Consider the following 21,985-nt stretch of genomic DNA (forward strand, 5'->3'; position numbering starts at 1 on the left):
GCCCCTACAACGCCGCCGCATCCGCCAAAAAACCACGCTCCGCATCCAGCGTGGCCGTGTGGTCGAACAGCTCGGCGAACAGTTTGGGCGGAATGGTGATCGAGCCCACGCCCAGGTGCAGCAACGCCAGGTAGGCTGCGCGCGAGCGGATGCTGGCCACCAGCAGGCGGGTGCTGGTGCCTGCCAACAGGCTTTGCATCTGGCCGATTAGGGCCAGGCCGTCCACGCCAGAGTCTTCCAGCCGGCCCAGGTAGGGCGCGGCGTAGGCGGCACCCAGCTGCCCGGCAAAGTGGGCCTGCTCGGGTGCGTACACGGCGGTGTAGGTGACCGGAATGCCCCCGGCGCTCAGCTCGGCCCCGGCGCGCAGGCCGTCGCGGGTGGCGGGGATTTTCACCACCAGCTGGCCGGGGTTGAACTGGCGCACCAGTTGCCGGGCATCGGCCAGGATGCCGTCGGTATCGGCCGCATGCACCTGGGCCTGCACCTGCTTGGCACCCAGCTTGATGGCGTGGGTCAGCAGCGCGGGCAACCTGTCGCGGGTCACGCCTGCGCGGCGCAGCAGCGTGGGGTTGGTGGTAATGCCGTGCACGGCGGGGTGGGGCAGGCAGGTTTGCAGATCGGCCAGATCGGCGCTGTCGAGGTAGAGGTGGAAGGCGGTCATGCTGCTACTCTGCCGCGTCCAGCGCCACCTGCAGCTCGGCGCGGGTGGGCGGGTTGGCGCCTTCGCGGGTGCAGTTGATGGCGGCGGCCTGGGCGGCAAAGCGCAGCACCTCCAGCCATTGGGCATCGGGCAGGCTGTCGAGCTGGGCCACCTGCTCCACGCCCTGCTCCAGCAGGCCGACGGTCAGGCCCGCGTCAAAGGTGTCGCCCGCGCCAATGGTGTCGGCCACGGTAATCTTGGGGGCCACAATTTCCAGTGCGGCCTTGCCACGGCGGAACAGCGTGGCCCCGTCGCCACCGCGGGTGATGACCACGGCGCGCGGGCCGGTGTCGGTTTGCATGAAGCTGGCGGCCACCTCGGCCAGGCCCAGGCCCGGGGCCAGCGCAGCGGCATCTTCGTCGCTGAACTTCATCAGGTTGCTGTAGGCCGACCAGCGGTAGATGTTGGCGCGGAAGGCGGGCAGGTCCTTGATCAGGCTCAGGCGCACATTCGGGTCAAACAGCACAATGCGCTGGCCCTGCTGGGCCTTGACCAGGTCGATGATGCGGCTGGCCGCTGGCTCATGCAGCAGCGAGATCGAGCCGAACTGCAGAAAACGGCAGCTCTCGGGCAGCACTGGCAGGGTGGAGGGGTTCCATTGCGTGTCGGCCGTGCCGTTCATGTAGAAGGCGTAGCGGTTGGTGGTGGGCGTGCGCTCCACAAAGGCCAGCGTGCTGGGCGCGTCGCTGCGCAGCACCCAGCGCGTGTCCACGCCGTTGCTCTCAATATGCTTGAGCAGGCGCTCGCCAAACATGTCGGTGGAGAGCTGGCACACCATGCCGATGGCCTGGCCCAGGCGGGCGGTGGCAATGGCGCTGTTGGTGGGCGCGCCACCTTCGTGGCCGGCAAAGTTCAGGCCGCCAGTGGCGGCAAAGTCGATCAGGGATTCGCCAACGATGGCAATGCGGATGTCGGGCATGGTGTGTCTCTGTGGTGGTGTTGTTGTTGGACAGGGGTGTGGCAAAAACGGCCAACCATCTTACTGTGGGCAGGGGCTGGGAGGTAACACGGTGGTTACCTGAAAACCAAAGGTGTTTTAGGCCTCTAGCGCTTATTCCATCAGCGCAAGAAGCTATGAAAAATATAGTAATTTCTTGTGGCCGCCCGCCAAGTTAATTTGGGCTGCACCGGCCCGTGCCGGGGCCGCCCGGCGCAGACTGGTACGCAAACGCACCAGTCTGGTACTTCTCGACACTGCCCGACGCGTTGATGCCCAGGGCCGGTAACTGGCCGAGCAGGTGTTTACGCTGGAGCTGGAAATATCCGCGTAAAGGATCTTCTGGTCGGTGGTTCCATCCGCTCAAACGTCTTTGGCAAGGTGTGCCAATCAGGCCACTACGGTGCTATTTGCTCGTCAATGTTTGCACGTCGGCAATCAGGCCCTGGACCAAACCACACAGCTCGCTCGTGGTGGACTCTTCCACCTCCAGATAGCCTTCGTATTCCGCCAGGTTGCGTTTTTGGTGCGCCGCGTCCAGCACACGCCAGCGGTTGGCGGGCCAGCCCAAGGTATGCGTCAGGCACTGAAAGACGGCGTAGCGGTTTTCGCTTCGGTATCCGTGCCAGCGCAAGGCCGCCAAGGCGGCGGCGTGGGCTGCGTTGTAGGCGCTGGTAAAGCGGCCTTCCAGCGACAAGCTGCTCAGTTTGGCATCGCTCAGGCGGGTCTGGGCCATGGCGAGCATGCGGATGACTTCCTGGGTATTACGCGGCTCGGCTTTGAGTTGGCCGATGCGCACCAGGTTGTCCAATTCAGGCAGGCCCATGGGCATCCCCTATCAATGGCAATGTGGGTTGCGACAGCACCCGGTTGACAAACGAGTCTGGCTCGGCACGGCGGCGCGCGAACTCTTGGAGCGAGTAGCAGCTTGGGTTGATTTTTCGGCCCAATTGCGCCTCGGCGGGCTCCAAGGTGGCCAAGACCTGGCTCAGCAGTAAATCGTTGCCCACCAGCATCACGTCGATGTCGCTGCGGGCGGTGTCGGTTTGCTTGGCGACCGAGCCATAGACCCAGGCGGATACCAGACCGGGCTGCAAGGTCTGCAAGGCGGTGCGCAGCATCGGCACTATGCCCAGTGTTTTGCGGGTCAAGGCGACCAATTCCGCATAGACAGGGGATTGGGGGTTGGCCTGGAAGCGCCGTAAGTTGCCCACCGCTTGTGTATCGACCAGACCTGCCGTGGCCAGGCGGTTGAGCTCCCGCTGCAAGGATGCGCTGCCCAGGCCGGTCAGGCGGCGTAGCTCGTTGAGGTGGTAGCCACGGTCCGGTTGACCAAACAGCCACACATAGAGGCGCGATTGGCTGTCGGTGAACAGTGCGGCTGCGATGGACATGCCAAATATTAGCATGATTGGGCTATTTATTGGCACGATTTCGGCGGCGCTCATCGTGGCACTTTATTACTTGCCTGCGTCTCGGTTGGTCTTCGCGGAGTCGATTCTCCGCTGACCCCAGGAACCACTACGCCGCAGCCGCAAAGTAACCGCCCAGCACCTCCAGCGCATGCCGCACCTTGGCCGGTTGCTCGCCGCGCCGTTGGGTGACGGCGTACACCGGCAGATCGTCCATGTGCCAGTCGGGCAGCACCGGGACCAGGCGGCCATCGGCCAGGGCCTGGAAGTCTTCTTGCCGCACGGCCATGCAGATGCCCCAGCCGGCCAAGCACAGCGCGTGCAGGGCCGATACCTGGGTGGCCTGCACCCGGCCTTCGAGCTGCACCGTTTGCCGTGCGCCGCCGGGCCCGTGTAATTCCAGCGTGTCGAACGTGGTGTGGGCCGAGCCGCTGCCCAGCCAGGCGTGCTGCAGCAGGTCTTGCGGCTGCGCGGGCCAGCCGTGCTCGGCCAGGTAACTGGGTGCGGCGCAGAGCCTGCGCTCCATGCTGCCCAGCTTGCGCGCCACCAGGCTGGAGTTGGCCAGGCTGCCCACGCGCAACGCAATGTCTACCCGCGCCTCGATCAGGTCAATCACCGCGTCGTCCAGCAGCAGGCGCAGCGTGAGTTTGGGGTAGCTGCGCAGCGGCTGCAGGGCCACGGCCAACAGGCTGGCAAAACCGATGGGCGCGGCCAGGCGCAGCTCGCCCTCGGGCTCGTCGCGCAGCAGGCTCAGTGCCTGCTCGGCCGCGCGCGCCGCCGCCACCATGGCCGCGCAGCCCACGTGGTAGCGGGCTCCGGCCTCGGTGAGCGTGAGCTTGCGGGTGGAGCGGTGCAGCAGCGCCAGGCCCAGCGACTTCTCCAACTGGCGCAGGTGCTGGCTTACCGCCGACGGGGTCATGCCCAGCCGCTGCGCCGCCGCCGTTAGCGAGCCCGCCGCCACCACCTCCGCAAATACCGCCATGCGTTTGAGCTGGTCTGTGGGATTATTCATAAGTTTTACTTCAGAGTATTGGCGAATTTAACCATCTAGTCACGGCTTCGTGAAGCGCAGACACTAGCGTTATTCTTTCAACCACCAGGAATTCACCATGAAAATCGCACTCATCGGCGGCACCGGCTTTGTAGGCAGCGCCGTACTCACCGAACTGCTCAGCCGCGGCCACCAGGTCACCGCGCTGGCGCGCAACCCGGCCAAGTTCACCGCCCAGCCCGGCCTGACCGTGGTGGCCGCCGACGTGCTGGATGCTGCGCAGGTAGCCCAAGCCGTGGCCGGTGCCGATGCCGTCATCAGCGCCTACAACCCTGGCTGGACCGAGCCGCAGATCCACGACCTGTTCCTGCAAGGCAGCCAGGCGATTCTGGATGGCGTTAAAAAAGCCGGTGGCAAGCGCGTGCTGGTGGTAGGCGGCGCGGGCAGCCTGTTTGTGGCCCCTGGCGTGCAGTTGGTGGACACGCCGCCGTTCCCCGCCGAGTACAAGCAGGGCGCACTGGCCGCCCGTGAGCTGCTCAACCGAATCCAGGGCGAGACCACGCTGGACTGGACCTTCCTCTCGCCCCCCATTGCCCTCGCCCCCGGCGCGCGCACCGGCCAGTACCGCGTGGGTGCCGACGAGTTGCTGCCCGGTGTGGGCGAGGCTCCTGCAGGCATCAGCGTGGCCGACCTGGCCGTGGCCATGGTGGACGAGATTGAAACGCCCCAGCACGTGCAGAAACGCTTTACCGTGGCTAACTGACGCGCTCCGTCATACCGGCGTAACACCGGTTTGCTTCAATCGTTTTTTGAACAGGATTTACGCAAGTTCCCCCTGTAAGCCCGCAGGGCGACACAGGGGCGCTGCGTAAGTCCTATTAAATTCCATAGGCGACCATGGGGCTGACCAAAACCGACAAAGCGCGCGCCGAGCTACAGCCCGGCCAGCGCAACCTGGGCCAGCGCGAACGGGCCTTGCTGCTGCTGGCCGACGGGCGCAAGACCGCGCTGGAAATGGCGGCCTACCTGGGGCACGAGGGCGAGGCGCTGGTGCTGCGCTTGCTGCGCGACGGCTACCTCACGCAGCCCGTGGTGGCCGCCGACCCGTTTGACGGCAAGCGCTCGCTGGCCACCACCCGCATGTTTTTGTTTGACATCTGCGAGCGCATGTTCGCCAGGCGTGCGCCCGCTCTGGCCGAAACCTTGCGCGAAGCCCTGCGCAACGCCCGCGACCGCAGTTCCATGCTGGAGGTCGGCCACACGATACTGGCCGAGGTGGAAAGTGCCGCCGGACCCGAGCGGGCCAACGCGCTGCGTGACCGTATTGCCTTGCTGCTGCCCGAGGCTTTGGTGGCTTAAGCCGTCCAGTGGATCTCCTGAAATCCCAGGTGGTGCATAAATTCTCGTAGCACCAGCAGCGTGGCCGCGAAGGCGGGGGTGTTAGGGATGCCTGCGCTGGCCGCCGGGCGGCCCTGCGACAGGGCGGCCAGCAGGTCGAACAGGCGCTCGACCGCGTCAATGGACAGGGCCGTGCCCGTTACACCCGCGAGCTGCGCCATGTCCGACACCCAGGTATCGGTGGTCCACAGAGCGGGGTGGCCCGCCACCAGGGTGCGGGCGCGGTTCACCTCGTCTTCGACCCACTGGATGGCATTTTCCAGCTCGCCGGGCGTGGGCGGGTTGTGGCGGAAGAACTTGGCGGCTGTCTTGTGCGCGCCCAGGGCCAGCTCCAGGCTGCCGTTGGCCTGGGCACCGGTGCCGACCGTGACCTCGGTGTGGTCCGGCCCGATGTGCAGCAGGGTCAGGGGAATCTCTGTGGCCAGGCTGCGGTAACGCGCGTGCGTATCGATGGTCATGGGCTTAGGTTCTCCATACAGCACCGGCCATTTTAGAAAGCAAAGGCTGGCGCCGCTACCGGCGTGTTCAGGTATAAATGGCGCTGGTCCGAAAGCTTACAAATACATACAGGAGCGTTTGTCGTAATGGCCCTACCTCCACTAACTTTCCATAGCGCCGATATGGCGGCCCGGCTGGAGAGTCTCAGCCCGGTGGAATTGGATGGACTTGATTTTGGCGTGATTGGCTTCGATGCCGACACCGTGGTCACGCGCTACAACGTGTATGAATCCCAAGCGGCCGGTTTGTCCCCCGAGCGGGTGCTGGGCCACCCCCTGTTTACCGTGGTGGCGCCCTGCATGAACAACTTCCTGGTGGCGCAGCGTTTTGAAGATGCCGATGACAACGCCGAGCCGCTGGATGCCACCCTAGCCTACGTCCTGACCCTGCGCATGCGGCCTGTGAAGGTGGCGCTGCGCCTGCTGGCCGAGCCCGGCCACGCAGTGCGCTACGTGCTGGTGTATCGCGCCGCCTAGCCCCCCGTTCCGTTCCTCCCCCAGCCGCCCGCGGTCAACGTACCGCCATCCAGGATCCCCCCCATGCCCGACCATGCCGCCGCCGAAGCCTATGAGGCGCTGATCCAATTTCTCTACCAGGCACCGATCGGGCTGGCCCAGACCCGTCTGGACGGCAGCATCGAGATGGCCAACCCCATGTCGGCACAGTTGCTGATGCCGGTGTCGCCCGACGGCAGCCTGGACAACCTGTTTGACGTGCTGGCCGATGTGGCACCGCACCTGCGTGGCATGGTCGCAGCCTTTGCACCGGCCAGCGGGGTGGTGTGTGAGTCGGTGCGCATCCCGCTGCAAGCCGATGGCCGGGGCCAGGCGGCACCGCAGATGCTGTCGTTCAACCTGCTCAAGCTCGGCCCCGACCGGCTGATGGCCGTGCTCAGCGACATCACCCGGGAAGTGCAGCGCGAGCAGCAAGGCCTGGCCCGCCGCCTGAGTGCCGCCGCACGCATGGACAACCTGACCCGCATGCCCAAACGCGAGGTGGCCCTGGAGCGCCTGCAGCGGGCCATGGACCGGGAGCCCGCAGACCCCGGCTATGCGTTTGGCGTGCTGTTTTTGAACTGCGACCGCTTGAAGCAGATCAACAACGCCCAGGGCCATACGGTGGGTGACGAGGTGCTGTCCATGCTGGCCGACCGCCTGCGGGCCACCTTGCGCGCGCGCAGCCGCCAGGGCCCGCCCCAGGGCGGCGAGCAGATGGCGGCGCGCATCGGCGGGGACGAGTTTGTGGTGGTGCTGGACGACCTGGAGCACCCCGACGATGTGCACCTGGTGGCGCAGCGCCTGCTCGACGTGCTGGCCAAGCCCTATGGCATGGGCAGCCAGCAGCTGCATTGCAGCGTCAGCATGGGCATTGTGCTGCGCGCGCAGGCGCGGGGGGATGCGGATGCGGTGCTGCAGTGCGCCAGCATTGCCATGGCCGAGGCCAAGCGCGCCGGGGGCGGGCGCTACGTGGTGTTTGAGCCCGCTATGTATGCGCGCGCCGCCCAGCGCTCGGGCATCGAAGCCGAGCTGCGCCTGGCGCTGGCCGAGGAACAGCTGTTTGTGGTGTACCAGCCGGTGGTGGGCCTGCTGGGCCCGGAGCGGGCCGATGGCTCGGTGGACCGCTCTGCGGGTGTCGAGGCGCTGGTGCGCTGGCAGCACCCCACGCGGGGCGTGGTGCCACCGTTTGAATTCATTGGCGTGGCCGAAGAATGCGGCCTGATCTGCGCGCTGGGCGACTTTGTGCTGGCCACCGCCTGCCGCCAGTTTGTGCAGTGGCAGGCCCAGCTGGGCGCGCGCGCACCGCGCCTGCTGGCCGTCAACCTGTCGCGGGCCCAGCTGGCCCAGCCCGGCTGGGTGGCGTATGTGGCCGAACTGCTGCGCAGCACCGGCATGGCCCCGGCGCAACTGCAGCTGGAGGTGACCGAAAGCCTGGCCGCGCAAGACGAGAACGTGCAAACCTGCCTGCATGCGCTCAAGGCGCTGGGCCTGACCCTGGCGCTGGACGACTTTGGCACCGGCTATTCCTCGCTGGCCAGCCTGCACCAGCTGCCGGTGGATACCGTCAAGATCGACCGCTCTTTTGTGAGCCAGGCCGATACCAGCCACCACCACCGCGTGCTGATCGAGGCCACGGTGCGGGTCGCCCACAGCCTGGGCATGGGCACGGTGGCCGAAGGCATAGAAACCGAAGCCCAGGCCGCCGTGGTGCGCACCCTGCAGTGCGAAAAAGGCCAGGGCTATTTGTTCAGCAAACCGCTGCGGGCCGACGACCTGGTGCACTGGATCAATGCGGCTGAATAGTTAAGTGCCAAATTGGCCTCCAGCGCTTATTCGATAAGCGCAACAAGCTATTGAAACAGGAGCATTTCTACCGGGTAGGCAACAGCGCTTGCAGCCAGGCCAGAAAGTCCGCTTGCATGGCTGCGCTGATGCTGTGGTCTATGGGGTAACGGCGGCTCTGGTGGGTTATCCCCAGGGTGGTCAGCAGCTGGTCGGAGCGCTCGGCCCAGGCCACGGGTAGCTTGCTGTCGAAATCGCCATGGCCCACGAAGGCCTGCACTTGGGTGAGCTGCGCGGGTGGGGCCAGGTGCGGCTCCAGCTCGGGCAGGATGCGGCCCGACAAAATGCCAAAGCCCGCCACCGTGGACGGGGCCGTGAGGCCCACGCCCGCACCCATGATGCCGCCCTGGCTGAAGCCCGCTACTACGGTGTGCTGGGGTGCGATGCCGTGGGCCTGTTGCAACTGGCCGATGAAGCGGATCAGCGCCAGGCGGCTGCTGTCGGCCTCGGCTGCGTCGATGCGCGGCCCGGTGGGGCTGAAGGCCACGCGGAACCAGGCAAACTGCCCCGGCCCCAGGGCCAGCGGGCCGCGCGGCAGTACCACCAGGGTGCCGGGCTGCTGGGCGGAAATGGCGGCAGCCATCTCCATCAGGTTGGTTTCCGACCCGCCCACGCCGTGCAGCAGCAGGACCAGGGCGGTGGGACGGGCGGGTTGCGGCTGGAGCACGCGAAAGCTCAGGGCGAAATCGGGGCTGGTGTGCAGGGTAGGCATGGTGATTTCCTTTTTCAATGGCTACTGGTGGGTAGACCCCAGGCATACGACTCCATGGAGAGTACGCCGTGGGTGATGCCGCCGTCTACTACCGTGGGGGTTTCATCGGCATGGCGGGCCCCCATGGCGACCAGCAGGGGCAAATAATGCTCTTCGGTGGGGTGGGCGCGCTCGGCGTGGGGGGCCAGGCGGCGGTAGTCCACCAGCTTGTCCACCGCGTTGCCAGTCACGGCCTGGCGGATCCAGTGGGCGAACTCGACGGCGTAGTCTGCCGCCCCGGTGTGGGCATGGCGAAACTCGTACAGGTTGTGCGTCATGCTGCCCGATGCCAGCACCAGCACGCCTTGCGCCCGCAGGGGGGCCAGGGCCTGGCCCAGGCGCAGGGCGGCGGCGGTATCCAGGTCGTGCGGCATCGACACCTGGAACACGGGAATGTTGGCCGCAGGCAGCAGATGGCGCAGGGGCACCCAGGCCCCGTGGTCCAGGCCGCGCCGTGCGTCCAGCGTGGCGGGCCAGCCTGCTTCGGCCAGCACGCGCTGCACCTCGGCGGCGAGGGCCGGGGCACCGGGCGCGGGGTAGCGCAGGCTGTACAGCACCTGAGGGAAACCGCCAAAGTCGTGCACCGTCTCGGGCGCGGCGCTGGCCATCACCTGCACGCCGCGGGTTTGCCAGTGCGGTGACACCACCAGCACGGCGGTGATGCCCGTGAGCGTCTGGCCCAGCGAGGCCAGCAAAGGGCCGAGTGTGCCGGGCTCGACGGCAAACGTGGGGGCACCGTGGGATACGAACAGGACCGGAGCTAAGGTGGGTGTGGATGTCATAGCCGCTACTGTATAAGCTGCGTCTGCAGAGATAAACAGCCTAAAATAAGATTCATTGTTTCACCTGGAAGCACAATGGACCGTTTTCTGGAGATGCAAACCTTTAGCGCCGTGGTGGACGCGGGCAGCTTCGTGAAGGCCGCCGAGGCGCTGGGCCTGTCCAAGGCCGCCGTGTCGCGCTACGTGGGCGAGCTGGAGGCACGGCTGGGTATCCGCCTGCTGCAGCGCACCACGCGCCGCCTGTCGCTCACCGAAGAAGGCCAGGTGTTCCACGCCCGCTGCCGGGAGCTGCTGGCCGCGGTGGACGAGGCCGAAATGGAGGCCAGCTCGCGCAGCGCTGCCGCCAGCGGCTTGCTGCGCATCAACGCGCCGGTGACCTTTGGCAACCTGCACCTGGCACCGCTGTGGGGCGTGTTCCGCGGCATGCACCCGCAGGTGGCGCTGGACATCACCCTGTCCGACCGGGTGGTGGACCTGGTGGAGGAGGGCTATGACGTGGCCATCCGCATCGCCACCCTGCCCAGCTCCACCCTGGTGAGCAAGCGCCTGGCCAGCACCCGCATCGTGCTGTGCGCGTCGCCCGCCTACCTGGCCGCGCACGGCACGCCCCAGCACCCGGCCGACCTGGCCGACCACGCGGTGATCGCCTATAGCTACTGGGCCAGCAAGGACGAATGGCACTTCGACGGGCCCGGTGGAACGGTCACGGCCAGAACCCGCCCCTGCATGCACACCAACAGCGGCGACACCTGTCGCGCTGCTGCGCTGGCGCACCAGGGCATCATCCTGCAGCCCACGTTTCTGGTGGGCGGCGACCTGGCCGCGGGTACGCTGGTGGAGCTGATGCCGCAGTACCGTTCGCTGACGATGGGCGTCTACGCCGTGTACCCCACGCGCAAGCACGTGTCGCCCAAGGTGCGGGCGCTGGTGGACTTTTTGGCGGGGAAGTTGGCGGCGGGGGGGTGGTGAGGCGGGGGCGACCCAGAGCGCGTGTTCTCCTCAAATAGGATGAAAACCGGTCGGCCCGCGACCTTTCCAAGGGTATTTCCTTGCCGCCAAGGTGCCTAAACGGCGATCCTTCCGGCCTGGCGGATCACCTCGAACCGCCTACCAAAGGGAGTTACACATGCATCAGCCACGGAATGGTTTATGGACAACGGCGCAACGCACGGCCTTGCTGGGATTGGGCAGCGTCCTGTTGGGGGGCTGTGGCGACGGCGAACCCGAGGTCAACGTTTTGCCGTCCGGGGTGGCCCACATCAGCCGGGTGGCCTACCGGGCCACCACGGTGGGTACTGGCAGTTCACCGACCACGCAGGATTTGCTGACGGCAGGGCTGGGCAAAAGCGGCTTGATCAGCACCGCCGCCTTGCCCGCCTATGCCGACCCGACCCAGCCAAGTTCGTCCGAGCTGCGGCGCAACGCGGTGCAGTCCAACTACCGGGGGCTGGTGGATGTCACGGCCAAGGGCGGCTTTGGCACCCTGTTCGGGCCGAATGTGGACCTGGGCGGCAATGCCACCGCCAGCGAGGGCCTGGTGCCGGGGCTGGAATACCTGGGCGTGCTGGACAACGCGGCGGGTACCAAGCGCGTCACCATGGCAGTGCAGATTCCCGACAGCTTTGATGTCAGCGCGCCCTGCGTGGTGCTGGCACCGTCGTCCGGTTCGCGCGGCGTCTTTGGTGCGATTGCCACGGGTGCCGAATGGGGCTTGAAGCGCGGCTGCGCGGTGGCCTTGACCGACGCGGGCAAGGGCATGGGCTTGTACAACTTGACCGACGACACGGTGCACCGTATTGACGGCACCCGCGCCACCCGTACGGCGGCGGGCAGCCTGGCGCATTTCGCGGCCGCGCTAAGCGACAGCGCCCGCACTGCCTTCAACACCGCATTCCCGAACCGGCTGGCGCTGAAGCAGGCCCATTCGCAGCAGAACCCCGAGAAGGACTGGGGTAACGACACGCTGGCGGCCGCCCGCTACGCGCTGTACGCCTTGAACCAGGAATACGGTGAGTCCCTGTCTAGCGGCAAGGCGGTGCGGTTCACGCCTGCCAATACCCTGGTGATCGCCGCCTCGGTGTCGAATGGTGGCTCGGCGGTGCTGCGGGCCGCCGAGCAGGACAGCAGCGGCCTGATCGACGGCGTGGTGGCCTTTGAGCCGAATGCCCAGCCAGCCAGCACCAGCGGCTATGGCGTGCAGTTCGGCGGTGTCGCCGTAGCGGCCTGCGGCAAGCCCCTGGCCGACTACGTGACCTACGCCAACCTGTACCAGCCCTGCGCCGCCTTGGCCAGCAGCGCGACCATGGCCGAAACCTCGCTCTTCAACTACATCCCGTTTGCGAACATGACGCTGCGGGCCACCAACCGCTGCACCGCGCTGGCCGCCAAAGGGCTGCTGACCGGGGCCACGTTGGCCGACCAGGCGAGCGATGCGCTGGCCAGATTGCGCGCCTACGGTTGGACCAGCGACAACGACACCATGCACAACGCCCACTACGCCCTGGGCAACCAGCCCATCCTGGCCACCATGTACCCCAGCGCCTATGGCCGTTTCTCGGTGGTCGACAACCTGTGTGGCATGAGCCTGGCGGCGGTGGACGCGACCGGCGTGCCCGTGGCTGTGGGCATCAACGCCCAAGCCGCCAGCTATGCCACCGGCAACGGCACGGCCAACGGCGCGCCAGCTACGCCGGTCTACAACGATGCCGTGGGTGGCGCGCATTCCTGGCAAACCGCGGTGTCGCCGGGCAGCGGCTTGGCCGACTTTGCGCTGGACGCGGCGCTGTGCCAGCGGGCCCTGGTGACGGGTGTGGACACCGCCAGCGGTGCCGCCCTCAGCGCCAGCAGCACGCCTACCAAGGCCCAGAGCGACGCGGTGCGCTCGGGCATGGGCGAGACGCTGTTGAGTGGCAACCTGCGCGGCAAACCCACGCTGGTGGTGGCCGGGCGCAGCGACGCGCTGATCCCGGTGAACCATTCGGCGCGGGCCTACACCGCCTTCAACCGGTCGGTGGAAGCCAATGCCAGCGAACTGCGCTACATCGAGGTCACCAACGCCCAACATTTCGACGGTTTCCTGGGCTTCTCGGGCTTTGACAGCCGCTACATCCCGCTGCACGCCTACTTTAACCAGGCCATGAACGCCATGTACGCCCGCCTGCGCACCGGCGCCCACTTGCCCCCCAACCAGGTGGTGCGCACCACACCTCGCGGCGGTGTGCCGGGGGCCGCGCCCACCCTGACCGCCGCCCAGTTGCCGGCCATCAGCGCCGCGCCCGTGCTGGCCGACCAGATCGGTTTTGCCGCCGGTGCGGTCCAGGTGCCCAATTAACGGTGCCGCACCGGTAGACTGGCATTGAAGATAAAAACGGCCCTGGCGCTTATGGATAGGGCGCAGGCAGCTATCAAAATGTTCTACAAGTCCGCCACGATCTTGTGCAGGTAGGCCAGTGCGATGCGGGGCGTGGCGTTTAGCAGTTTGGCGATGGCTTCCACGTCGTCGGGTACGGCGGGGTTGTCCCAGCCGTGCAGCGTGTGGCGCGCCAGCCGCACGGCCAGCACCACATTGAGCACATTGGCCTGCTCGGCATGGCGGGCATCGCTGATGCGCACCAGCATGGCCGGCAGGCTCCACTGGCGCATGAGCTGCTGGGCCAGGTCGTCCAGCTCGATGTTCAGCACGGTCTTCTGGATGGCGGCGCTGCGCAGCGCCGGGTCGGCCTGCTGCGCGGCCTGGATCTGCAACGCCAGGGCCGGGGCGTGGCACCACAGCAGCAGCTCGGCAAAGTCGTGCAAAAACGCGGCGTGCAGGATCACGTCCACATCCATATCCGCGCGGTGTACTGCAAAGCCCAGCGCAAACAGCCGGGCCCGCTCGGCCCGCTGCAACAGCTCGCGCACGGCGGCCAGCGCCTGCGGCTGGTTGGCCAGGCGGTCTTCCACCGTGGGTTGTGGGCCAAAGTGGCGGAAGAACGGTGCAATCCCCAGCATCACCAGGGCCCCGGTGATGGTTTCGGTTTTGCTGGAATCCATCACGTGCACATCGGGGCGGCGCAGGCTGGCCACATGGGCCATTACCTTGATGGTCATCAGTGGGTCGGTCTGGATGGCCTTGGCCAGCATGGCCGCGTCCACCTCGTCTTCCTTGGCCCGCAACACCTCCAGCGCCTGCGCCGTCTCGGCCATGACCGGGATCTCGGCCGTGGTGCAGTAGCGCGTCCAGGCCGCGAGGTCGGGCAGGGCTTGGGTGAGTTGGGGGGCAGACATGTAAGCCAATGTACAGCACGTGCTGAAAACTACCAATGTTCAATGCCAAATCGGCCGCCCGTGCTTATGGAATGGGCGTGAGCAGCTATCAAATCAGGAATTTGCCTGGCCCAGCCGCACAATCTGCCCCACCCGCGCCTTGGCCAGCGCTTTGCTCAGAATCTTGTAGGTGTCGAAGTCGAACGCGGTGTGGCCGGACTCCAGCAGCTCGGCCACTTCCTCGTCACTCTTGGCGGTGCCTAGGTAGCGCCAGTCGTGTAGCACGTGCAGGTCGCGGCCTTCGCGCAGGCCTATGGGGCCGGGGTGGGGCCAGCGCTGCACTTTGTGGCGGGTCAGGGCGGTGAGCAGGGCCAGGTTGTGCTGGGCCAGGGGCTGGGTGCCCACGCAGGCCCCGGCGCACTGGCGGATCTGGTGGGCGAAGCAGGGGCGGCCGGGGGCGAGCTTTTCCAGGCCCAGCACGCCGCGGCACAGGCCCTGGGTGGTAGCCAGGGTTTCCAGCAACTGCAGGGCTTCGCGGCGGGAGCGGAAGGGGCCAAACAGGTTGTCTTGCACGCCCAGCGCGATGTCGGGGCCGTTGACCAGGCGCGGCACCATGGGGGTTAGCAGGGCGCTGGTGTCGTCCAGCTGCCAGGCATGCAGGTCGCGCTGGCGGCGCAGTTGCACGTTCATGCTGGGTTGGTGGTGTTTGACCCACTGGGCTTCGAGCAGCAGCGCGCCGACTTCGCCCTCGGTTTCCAGCCAGTCGATATCGGCCACCTGCTGGCTCAGGCGCATTTCTTTGGGATTGGACAGGGCGGCGCTGAAGTGGGCCAGCACGCGGCTGCGCAGGTTTTTGCTTTTGCCGATGTAGAGCGGGCGGCGTTGCGCATCGTAAAACACATACACGCCGGGGGTTTCGGGCAGACGGTCGATGTGCTCGGCATCCAGCTGCGGCGGCACGGCAGGGCGGGCCGACAGGGCGTTGACCGCCGCGCCCAGGGTGGCAGCATCGAAGCGGGTGTGCAGCACCTGCCAGAACTGGGCCAGCGCGTCGGCATCGGCCAGGGCGCGGTGGCGCGCGGGCATTTGCAGGTTGTGGGCGGCTATCAGGCTGTCGAGGTTGTGCCGCGCCTGGCTGGGGAACAGGCGGCGCGAGAGCTGCACGGTGCACAGCACGGGGGCTTGCCAGGCGATGCCGCAGGCCTTGAATTCGGCGCGCAAAAAGCCGTAGTCAAAGCGCGCGTTGTGGGCCACAAACAGCTTGCCGCGCAGCCGGTCCAGGATGTCGGCGGCCACGGCCTCAAAGGGCGGCTGGTCGGCCACCATGGCATCGTCAATGCCGGTGAGTTTCTGGATGAAGGCGGGGATGCGCGTGCCGGGGTGGATCAGCTGGCTCCAGCGGCGCACATGGGGGCCGTCTACTTCAACGATGCCCACCTCGGTGATGCGGTCGCGACCGGCGCTGCCGCCGGTGGTTTCAATGTCTACAAAGGCCAGGGGCGGGAAATCAGAATGCATCCCCACAGCCTAGCACTGCCGAGCTAGGCCGCGCACCGCAGGGCTTTAGCGCATGTTGCCCGTATGCCCCAGCGAATAACGGCCCGGTTGCGGCCAGACGGTCAGGCCGTGGGGTTCAGCGCCCACCTTGATGGAGGTGACGGCACCGGTGCTGGTGTCAAAGGCGTAGACCTTGTCGTCGAAGCGGCCCGACAGCCACAGGGTCTTGCCATCGGCGCTGACGTTGCCCATGTCGGGGCTGCCGCCGCCGGGGACGGGCCAGGTGGCGACCACTTTGCGGGTGGCGAAGTCGAGCACCGAGACGCTGCCTGGGCCTTTGCGCTTGCCGTGCACCATGTTGCTGCCGCGGTTGGAGATGTACAGCCGGGTGCCGTCGCGGCTGGGGTACAGGCCGTGGGCACCGGTGCCGGTGGGGATCTGGCCGATCTTGGTGAAGCTGTCGCCATCGACCACGTGGATGCCGTCGGCCATCATGTCGGCCACATAGAACACCTTGCCGTCGGGCGAGATACGGATGTCTTGCGGCATGCCTTTTTTGTCCAGCAGCAGGTAGCCCAGTACCTTGCGGTTCACCATGTCGATCTTGGCCAGCTTGCCGCCGAATTCACAGGTGAACAGGGCGTAGCGGCCATCGATGGAAAAGTCGGCATGGTTGATGCCCTTGCACTCGGGCACGGCCAGGCTGGACTGCAGCGCCATGGTGTGGGGATCGCGAAAGTCCAGCCGTGCAAAGGCTTCGGCCACCACGATGGCCTGCTTGCCGTCGGGGGTGAAGTACATGTTGTAGGGGTCGTCCACCGGCACGTCCGGGCCGCGCTTGCCGGTTTTGGGGTCGATGGGGGTGAGGCTGCCGGTGTTCTTGCCCTCGGCATTGTTGGCCACCCACAGGGTTTGCAGGTCCCAGGCGGGCACCACGTGCTGCGGGCTGTGGCCCACCGGGATGGTGTCCACCACCTTCATGGTGGCGGGGTCGATCACGGATACGTTGTTGGAGCGCAGGTTAGGTACGTAGATGCGCGGTAGGGCAGTGGCCACGCCAGGGCTGAGGCGGCCCGCACCGGCTTCGCTGTACAGGTTGCTGGGGTTGACTACCGGCGGCATGCCGGGGGCGGTGGCGGGTGCGGCGAATACGCTGTGGCACAGGGCCAGGGCGGCGGCAAGTGGGATAAGTTTGTGCATGGGGTAGGGAGCCGGTGAAGGAAATAGCGTTAATTTAGCGTGTTGCCGTAGCCGCCTTGAGTGCCTGCACGGTTTTGCCGACGATGGCATCGACTCCGAGCTGGCCCAGTTCGGCCGTGGCGCGGTGCGGGTCGCCGCCGTACACGCCGTCGGCCTGGCCCACCTTAGGGCCGCTGCGCATGGCATCCTGGCGCACCATCTGCGGTGCCACGGCGAGCAGCAGGGCGGTGTCGGCCAGGCCGGCGTGGGTGCCGATTTCATCGTCGCGGATGCCGCGCTGGCGCAGGATCTGGGCGTAGCCGTCGGAGCTGGTGCGGTAGTAGGCCTCGGGCAGGATGGCCTTGGCCCCGCTGCTGGCCCAGCTTTTGTTCAACTGGGCCACCACCTGCTGCACGCTCTTCAGGTAGCCGCCGTGGTCGCCCAGGAAGACCACGTTTTGAAAGCCGTGCACTTTGAAGCTGTTGGCGGCGGATGCTAGGGTTTTCTGGAACACATCATCGGGCACGGTGATGGTGCCGGGAAAGCGCATGTGCGAGCTGGTGGGGGCCGTGCCGCCCTCGGGCACATAGGCGATCACTGGGGCCACCAGGGCATTGCCCAGGCCCTCGGCGATGCGCTGCGACAGCGCCTTGACCCGCGCGTTGTGCTTGCCCAGGGCCACATAGGGGCCGCTTTGCTCGGTGCCGCCGATGGGCACCAGGATGGTGGTCTTGCCCAGGCGCACCTGGTCGCGCAGCTCTGTCCAGGTCAGGTCTTCTAGAAACACGGTGTGGGGTGTCTGGGCCCAGGCGGCATGGCCGAGGAGGAGCAGGGCGATGCCCGCCAGCGTGGTCTGCGTGCGCAGGAAGGGGTAGTGCATACAAAGGGCTTTGGAGTGCGGCGTGGACCGAACCGCAAGCGTATCCGCAGTTACCGCCCCGGCGCTTTGTTTAGCGTCAAGGCAACGTAAAGTGGTGTGATGGCACGCACAGGCCCTGATGGGCCCATGGACTTATTGGCGGGCCAAATCGGACTATATTGGGACCCATTGGCGTGCCGGTTTGGGTGCCCATCCACCGAAAAGACCTCCATGACACTCGACGAACTGATTGCTTCCGACACCTTGATCCCCTCGCTGCCGGCCACCATTGCGCAGATATTTGGTGAATTCCAGAAGCCCGATCCGGATGTGCGCCGGATCACGGCCCTGGTGTCGGCCGAAGTGGGGCTGACGGTGCGTGTGCTGCGGGTGCTGAACTCGGCCCGTTTCGGCAGTGGTGGCCGTATTGGGACCATGGAGGCCGCGATTCCGCTGCTGGGGCTCAAGGCCATCAAGCAGTTGGTCAGCGCGGCGGCGGTGGGCGGGGCTTTTCGGATGGTGCCCGGGGTGAATATGCCCGAGTTCTGGCGCAACAGCCTGGACGTGGCCAAGATCGCCCAGTCGCTGGCCGCCACCATGCGCATGGACAAAGGCTTGGCCTTCACCGCCGGGCTGCTGCACGGCGTGGGCGACCTGATGATGAAAATGGCCATGCCCGACCAGCCCTGCATGCAGCCCGACTTTGCCAAGGACGGCAACCGCTACGCCCGGCAAATGGCCGAGCTGGGTTACTCGTATGCCGATGTGGGCGCGGCCTTTGCCGCCAAGTGGCGTTTCCCGCAGGAGATTGTGGATGCCATCCGGCACCACCCGAACCCGCAGGAGGACACGGCCACCGACACCCTGGCCGGCATCGTGTACCTGGCCATCTGGGGCGGGCGCGCCCACGAACTCGACTTGGACACCCCCAGCATGCTGGAGCAGTACCCCCGCCGCGTGGCCGATGCGATTGGCTGCACCGAGGGCGAGGCGCAGCTGTGTACCGGCGATGCCATCGAGTGGACCGCGCCAGACGAGGCGCGGGACTTCGCCTAGGCTTTCAGGGCTTGCAGGCACCACTTGGTGTCCGTTTCGGGGCGACTGCTTTAAAAATATGATGATTGGGTGGGACTGTCACCGGTAACGTAGTGAGCGTATAGGGTGTTTGTCGACATTTTCGGTATGCACTGGGGTTCAGGGTATTCCCTTGGTGGATTTCTGAGGTTTATTTGTATTATTAATGGAGGTGAGTGGCCACGGCCAAACCACCTGAACCCGGGGTCTGCAGGCGTTCCACACGCGGCCCCGGCAACCTCCAAAGAGACGAAAGAACACACCATGCATTTTGCGAAACCTACCTTTGTGCGCGCGGCTGCCAGCCTGGCCCTGGCCAGCGTGGGCCTGATGACTGCCGCGGCAGTGTCGGCCAAGGAAGTGACAGTCTGGGCCTGGGACCCGAACTTCAACATCGCCATCATGAAGGACGCGGCTGCCCGCTACACCGCCAAGCACCCCGATGCCACGTTCAAGATCGTGGACATGTCCAAGGCCGACCTGGAGCAAAAGTTGCAAACCATGCTGGCCTCGGGGGTGAGCAAGTCGCTGCCCGACATCGTGCTGGTAGAGGACTACAACGCGCAAAAATACCTGCGCTCGTTCCCCGGCGCTTTCGAGCCCATGTCGGGCACCGTCAACTACGCCGGTTTTGCCAAGTACAAGGTGGACCTGATGACGGTCAACGGCAAGGTCTACGGCCTGCCTTTCGACTCGGGTGTGACCGGCATGTACTACCGCAAGGATCTGCTGGCCAAGGCCGGTTTTTCCGAGAAGGACATGGAGAACATCAGCTGGGACCGCTATATCGAGATCGGCACCAAAGTCACCGCCGTTACCGGCAAGAAGATGCTGGGCATCGACCCCAATGACAACGGCCTGATCCGCGTGATGATGCAGTCCGCCGGGCGCTGGTACTTCGACAAAGACGGCAAGCTCGACATCAAGGGCAACCCCGCCTTCAAGGCCGCGCTGGAAACCCAGGCCAAGCTGTTCAAGGCGGGCATCGTCAAGCCCGTGACCAACTGGGCCGAGTACGTAGGTGCGGTCAACAAGGGCGACGTGGCCAGCATCACCACCGGCGTGTGGATCACCGGTGCGGTCAAGTCCGAAAAGAGCCAGGCCGGCCTGTGGGCCGTGGCCCCCACGCCCAAGCTGAACGTGCCAGGTGCCACGCACGCCTCCAACCTGGGCGGCTCCAGCTGGTACGTGCTGTCGGGCGGCAAAGAGAAAGCCATGGCGGTCGATTTCCTGAATGAAATCTTCGCCAAAGACACCGAGTTCTACCAAACCATCCTGATCTCGCGCGGCGCGGTCGGCACCCTGATGTCCTCGCGCGCAGGCAAGGCTTACAGCGATGCCGATCTGTTCTTTGGCGGGGCCCAGGTGTGGCTGCGCTTCAGCGATTGGCTGGCCAAGGTGCCCAGCGTGAACTACGGCATGTACACCTACGAAGGCGATGCCGCCGTGTCGGCCCAGTTGCCCGCCCTGAACCAGGGCGTGCCGGTAGACCAGCTGATCGACAAGATCCACCAGCAACTGGCCGCCCAGGTCAAGTAAACACCCTGCTGGATGGGGTGCGGCAAGTCAAGTTGCCATCGCCCCATCGCCCACACTCTGGAGACTTTTATGCGGCAAGCAAGCAGGCCGGGATATCGCCTTTTCTACGATATCAACGGATGGGCTTTTGTGTCGGCGGCGTTGCTGCTGATCGGCACTTTCATGGTCTACCCCATCGGCAAATCGCTGTGGATGTCGCTGCACGCAGGGCAGGGCAGCATGGTGCAGTTTGTGGGCCTGGGCAATGTGGAGCGGCTGGTCAACGACCCGATGTTCCTGCGGGCGTTGACCAACACCTTCATCTTCCTGATCGTGCAGGTGCCCATCATGATTGTGCTGGCGCTGGTGCTGGCATCCGCCCTGAACATGCCGAATCTGCGCTTTCGCGGCCTGCTGCGCACCGCCATTTTTCTGCCCTGCGTCACCTCGCTGGTGGCGTACTCGGTGCTGTTCAAAAGCATGTTTTCGTACGACGGCCTGGTCAACGCCACGCTGCTGTGGACGGGGCTGATCGACCAGCCGGTGCCCTGGCTGACCGACCCCTTCTGGGCCCGGGTGGTGGTGATCTCGGCCATCACCTGGCGCTGGACCGGCTACAACATGATCTTCTACCTGGCGGCCATGCAAAACGTCGACAAATCCATCTACGAGGCCGCCCGCATCGACGGCATTTCGGCCACGCGCCGGTTCTTGTCGATCACCATTCCGGTGCTCAAACCGGTGATTCTGTTCACTACCGTCACCTCCACCATCGGCACGCTGCAGATGTTTGACGAGGCCATGAACATTACCAATGGCGGCCCGGCCGACAGCACGCTGACCTTGTCGCTGTACATCTACAACCTGTCGTTCAAGTTTGTGCCCAACTTTGGCTACGCGGCCACGGTGTCGTATGTGATCGTGATCCTGGTGGCGATCCTGGCCTTCTTCCAGTTTTACCTGGCGCGGGAGAAAGAATGATGTCCATCTCGACGGAGAAACTGCGCATGGCCGTGGTCTACGCCTTTTTGTGGCTGATGGCGTTTTTGTCGATCTTTCCGTTTCTGTGGATGCTGATCAGCGCCACCAACGAGAGCAACGACGTCACCAAAGGCAAGATCACCCTGGGCAACGCCTTGGTAGACAACTACCAGAAGTTTGCGGCCCTGTTCGATGTAGGCCAGGTGTTTTGGAATTCCGGAAAAATCGCCGTCGTGGGCTCGCTGCTCACCCTGCTGGTGTCGTCCCTGGCGGGCTATGGGTTTGAGGTGTTCAAGTCGCCCACCCGCGAACGTTTTTACCAGGGCATTCTGGTGTCGATGATGATTCCGTTTGCCACGCTGATGATTCCGCTGTTCATTTTGCTGGCCTCGTTCGACATGCTCGACACCCACATGGCGGTGATTTTGCCCACCATCGCCTCGGCCTACATGGTGTTTTACTTTCGGCAAAACACCAAGGCGTTTCCCACTGAGCTGCGCGACGCGGCGCGGGTCGATGGGCTGAAGGAGTGGCAGATATTTTTGTTCGTGTATGTACCGGTGATGCGCTCTACCTACGCTGCTGCTTTTATCATTGTGTTCATGGCCACCTGGAATAGCTTCTTGTGGCCGCTGATCGTGTTGCAGTCGCTGGAGCTCAAAACCATCACCCTGGTGCTGTCGTCCCTGGGCTCGTCGTATACGCCCGATTTTGGCGTGATCATGGTCGCCACCATCATGGCCACCATCCCCACACTCGCCGTCTTTTTTGCCATGCAGCGCCAGTTTGTCGAAGGCATGCTCGGCTCCGTGAAGTAAGGTTTT

At 65.4% G+C, this 21,985-nt stretch carries 22 protein-coding genes; 10 read left to right on the forward strand and 12 right to left on the reverse strand.

Translation table 11 applies throughout. The features are described 5' to 3' along the window. Positions 1-4: 4 nt before the first annotated feature. The 5 genes from AC097O_RS20115 to AC097O_RS20135 form a co-directional block, all read right to left on the reverse strand. Entirely contained in the window at positions 5-661 is a 657-nt protein-coding gene (locus AC097O_RS20115) for a transaldolase family protein (RefSeq protein ID WP_479594631.1), read from the reverse strand. 4 nt (positions 662-665) lie between these two features. Next, complete coding sequence (locus AC097O_RS20120) at positions 666-1,610, reverse strand: carbohydrate kinase family protein (RefSeq protein WP_479594685.1); 945 nt, start codon at positions 1,608-1,610, stop codon at positions 666-668. A 433-nt stretch (positions 1,611-2,043) separates the two neighbouring features. Continuing rightward, positions 2,044-2,463 (reverse strand): hypothetical protein, encoded by a 420-nt coding sequence (locus AC097O_RS20125; RefSeq protein WP_479594632.1) that lies wholly within the window; start codon positions 2,461-2,463, stop codon positions 2,044-2,046. After that, the gene (locus tag AC097O_RS20130; RefSeq protein WP_479594633.1) at positions 2,450-3,031 is read right to left on the reverse strand and encodes a nucleotidyltransferase domain-containing protein; all 582 of its coding nucleotides are present in this window, start codon (positions 3,029-3,031) and stop codon (positions 2,450-2,452) included. The genes AC097O_RS20125 and AC097O_RS20130 overlap by 14 nt, the downstream gene beginning before the upstream one ends. Positions 3,032-3,158: 127 nt before the next feature. Beyond that, positions 3,159-4,061 (reverse strand): LysR family transcriptional regulator, encoded by a 903-nt coding sequence (locus AC097O_RS20135; RefSeq protein ID WP_479594634.1) that lies wholly within the window; start codon positions 4,059-4,061, stop codon positions 3,159-3,161. A gap of 97 nt (positions 4,062-4,158) precedes the next feature. Here AC097O_RS20135 and AC097O_RS20140 point away from each other — a divergent pair, with 97 nt between their 5' ends. Next, the gene (locus AC097O_RS20140) at positions 4,159-4,803 is read left to right on the forward strand and encodes an NAD(P)-dependent oxidoreductase (protein WP_479594635.1); all 645 of its coding nucleotides are present in this window, start codon (positions 4,159-4,161) and stop codon (positions 4,801-4,803) included. A 134-nt stretch (positions 4,804-4,937) separates the two neighbouring features. After that, the gene (locus AC097O_RS20145; protein WP_479594636.1) at positions 4,938-5,399 is read left to right on the forward strand and encodes a hypothetical protein; all 462 of its coding nucleotides are present in this window, start codon (positions 4,938-4,940) and stop codon (positions 5,397-5,399) included. Here the strand turns inward: AC097O_RS20145 and AC097O_RS20150 are convergent. After that, positions 5,396-5,896 (reverse strand): hypothetical protein, encoded by a 501-nt coding sequence (locus AC097O_RS20150; protein WP_479594637.1) that lies wholly within the window; start codon positions 5,894-5,896, stop codon positions 5,396-5,398. The genes AC097O_RS20145 and AC097O_RS20150 overlap by 4 nt on opposite strands. A gap of 126 nt (positions 5,897-6,022) precedes the next feature. On the opposite strand from AC097O_RS20150, the gene AC097O_RS20155 reads away from it, so the two are divergent. Both AC097O_RS20155 and AC097O_RS20160 read left to right on the forward strand, forming a co-directional pair. Beyond that, a complete protein-coding gene (locus AC097O_RS20155) occupies positions 6,023-6,412 on the forward strand; it encodes a PAS domain-containing protein (protein ID WP_479594638.1) in 390 nt (129 codons plus the stop codon). Between the two features lie 63 nt (positions 6,413-6,475). Continuing rightward, entirely contained in the window at positions 6,476-8,236 is a 1,761-nt protein-coding gene (locus tag AC097O_RS20160; protein ID WP_479594639.1) for a putative bifunctional diguanylate cyclase/phosphodiesterase, read from the forward strand. Positions 8,237-8,303: 67 nt separating this feature from the next. Here the strand turns inward: AC097O_RS20160 and AC097O_RS20165 are convergent, their stop codons facing one another. Next, positions 8,304-8,987: an alpha/beta hydrolase gene (locus AC097O_RS20165; protein ID WP_479594640.1), complete on the reverse strand. Its 684-nt coding sequence runs from the start codon at positions 8,985-8,987 to the stop codon at positions 8,304-8,306. Positions 8,988-9,001: 14 nt separating this feature from the next. After that, complete coding sequence (locus AC097O_RS20170; protein WP_479594641.1) at positions 9,002-9,808, reverse strand: DODA-type extradiol aromatic ring-opening family dioxygenase; 807 nt, start codon at positions 9,806-9,808, stop codon at positions 9,002-9,004. Positions 9,809-9,883: 75 nt separating this feature from the next. Between AC097O_RS20170 and AC097O_RS20175 the strand changes: the two genes are divergently transcribed. Together AC097O_RS20175 and AC097O_RS20180 are read left to right on the forward strand one after the other, a co-directional pair. Next, on the forward strand, positions 9,884-10,777 hold the full coding sequence (locus tag AC097O_RS20175) for a LysR family transcriptional regulator (protein ID WP_479594642.1): 894 nt from the start codon (positions 9,884-9,886) through the stop codon (positions 10,775-10,777). Between the two features lie 157 nt (positions 10,778-10,934). After that, positions 10,935-13,139 carry a 3-hydroxybutyrate oligomer hydrolase family protein gene (locus AC097O_RS20180; RefSeq protein WP_479594643.1) on the forward strand — a complete coding sequence of 735 codons (2,205 nt, stop codon included), beginning with the start codon at positions 10,935-10,937 and terminating at the stop codon, positions 13,137-13,139. 83 nt (positions 13,140-13,222) lie between these two features. Here AC097O_RS20180 and AC097O_RS20185 read toward each other — a convergent pair whose 3' ends face one another. The 4 genes from AC097O_RS20185 to AC097O_RS20200 form a co-directional block, all read right to left on the reverse strand. Next, positions 13,223-14,074 carry an HDOD domain-containing protein gene (locus AC097O_RS20185; RefSeq protein ID WP_479594644.1) on the reverse strand — a complete coding sequence of 284 codons (852 nt, stop codon included), beginning with the start codon at positions 14,072-14,074 and terminating at the stop codon, positions 13,223-13,225. Between the two features lie 93 nt (positions 14,075-14,167). Next, positions 14,168-15,571, reverse strand: coding sequence for an exonuclease domain-containing protein (locus tag AC097O_RS20190; RefSeq protein ID WP_479594645.1), 1,404 nt, complete (start codon positions 15,569-15,571; stop codon positions 14,168-14,170). Positions 15,572-15,616: 45 nt separating this feature from the next. Further along, a complete protein-coding gene (locus AC097O_RS20195) occupies positions 15,617-16,750 on the reverse strand; it encodes a YncE family protein (protein WP_479594646.1) in 1,134 nt (377 codons plus the stop codon). A 34-nt stretch (positions 16,751-16,784) separates the two neighbouring features. Further along, positions 16,785-17,609: a creatininase family protein gene (locus AC097O_RS20200; RefSeq protein WP_479594647.1), complete on the reverse strand. Its 825-nt coding sequence runs from the start codon at positions 17,607-17,609 to the stop codon at positions 16,785-16,787. A 210-nt stretch (positions 17,610-17,819) separates the two neighbouring features. On the opposite strand from AC097O_RS20200, the gene AC097O_RS20205 reads away from it, so the two are divergent. From AC097O_RS20205 to AC097O_RS20220, 4 genes are all read left to right on the forward strand, one after another. Beyond that, positions 17,820-18,644 (forward strand): HDOD domain-containing protein, encoded by an 825-nt coding sequence (locus tag AC097O_RS20205; RefSeq protein WP_479594648.1) that lies wholly within the window; start codon positions 17,820-17,822, stop codon positions 18,642-18,644. Positions 18,645-18,926: 282 nt separating this feature from the next. Next, on the forward strand, positions 18,927-20,201 hold the full coding sequence (locus AC097O_RS20210) for an ABC transporter substrate-binding protein (protein WP_315187364.1): 1,275 nt from the start codon (positions 18,927-18,929) through the stop codon (positions 20,199-20,201). A gap of 129 nt (positions 20,202-20,330) precedes the next feature. Further along, a complete protein-coding gene (locus AC097O_RS20215; protein ID WP_479594649.1) occupies positions 20,331-21,161 on the forward strand; it encodes a carbohydrate ABC transporter permease in 831 nt (276 codons plus the stop codon). Then, a complete protein-coding gene (locus AC097O_RS20220; protein ID WP_479594650.1) occupies positions 21,161-21,979 on the forward strand; it encodes a carbohydrate ABC transporter permease in 819 nt (272 codons plus the stop codon). The genes AC097O_RS20215 and AC097O_RS20220 overlap by 1 nt, the downstream gene beginning before the upstream one ends. Positions 21,980-21,985 lie beyond the last annotated feature (6 nt).

The sequence above is a fragment of the Rhodoferax sp. LS1P39 genome, assembly GCF_056521425.1.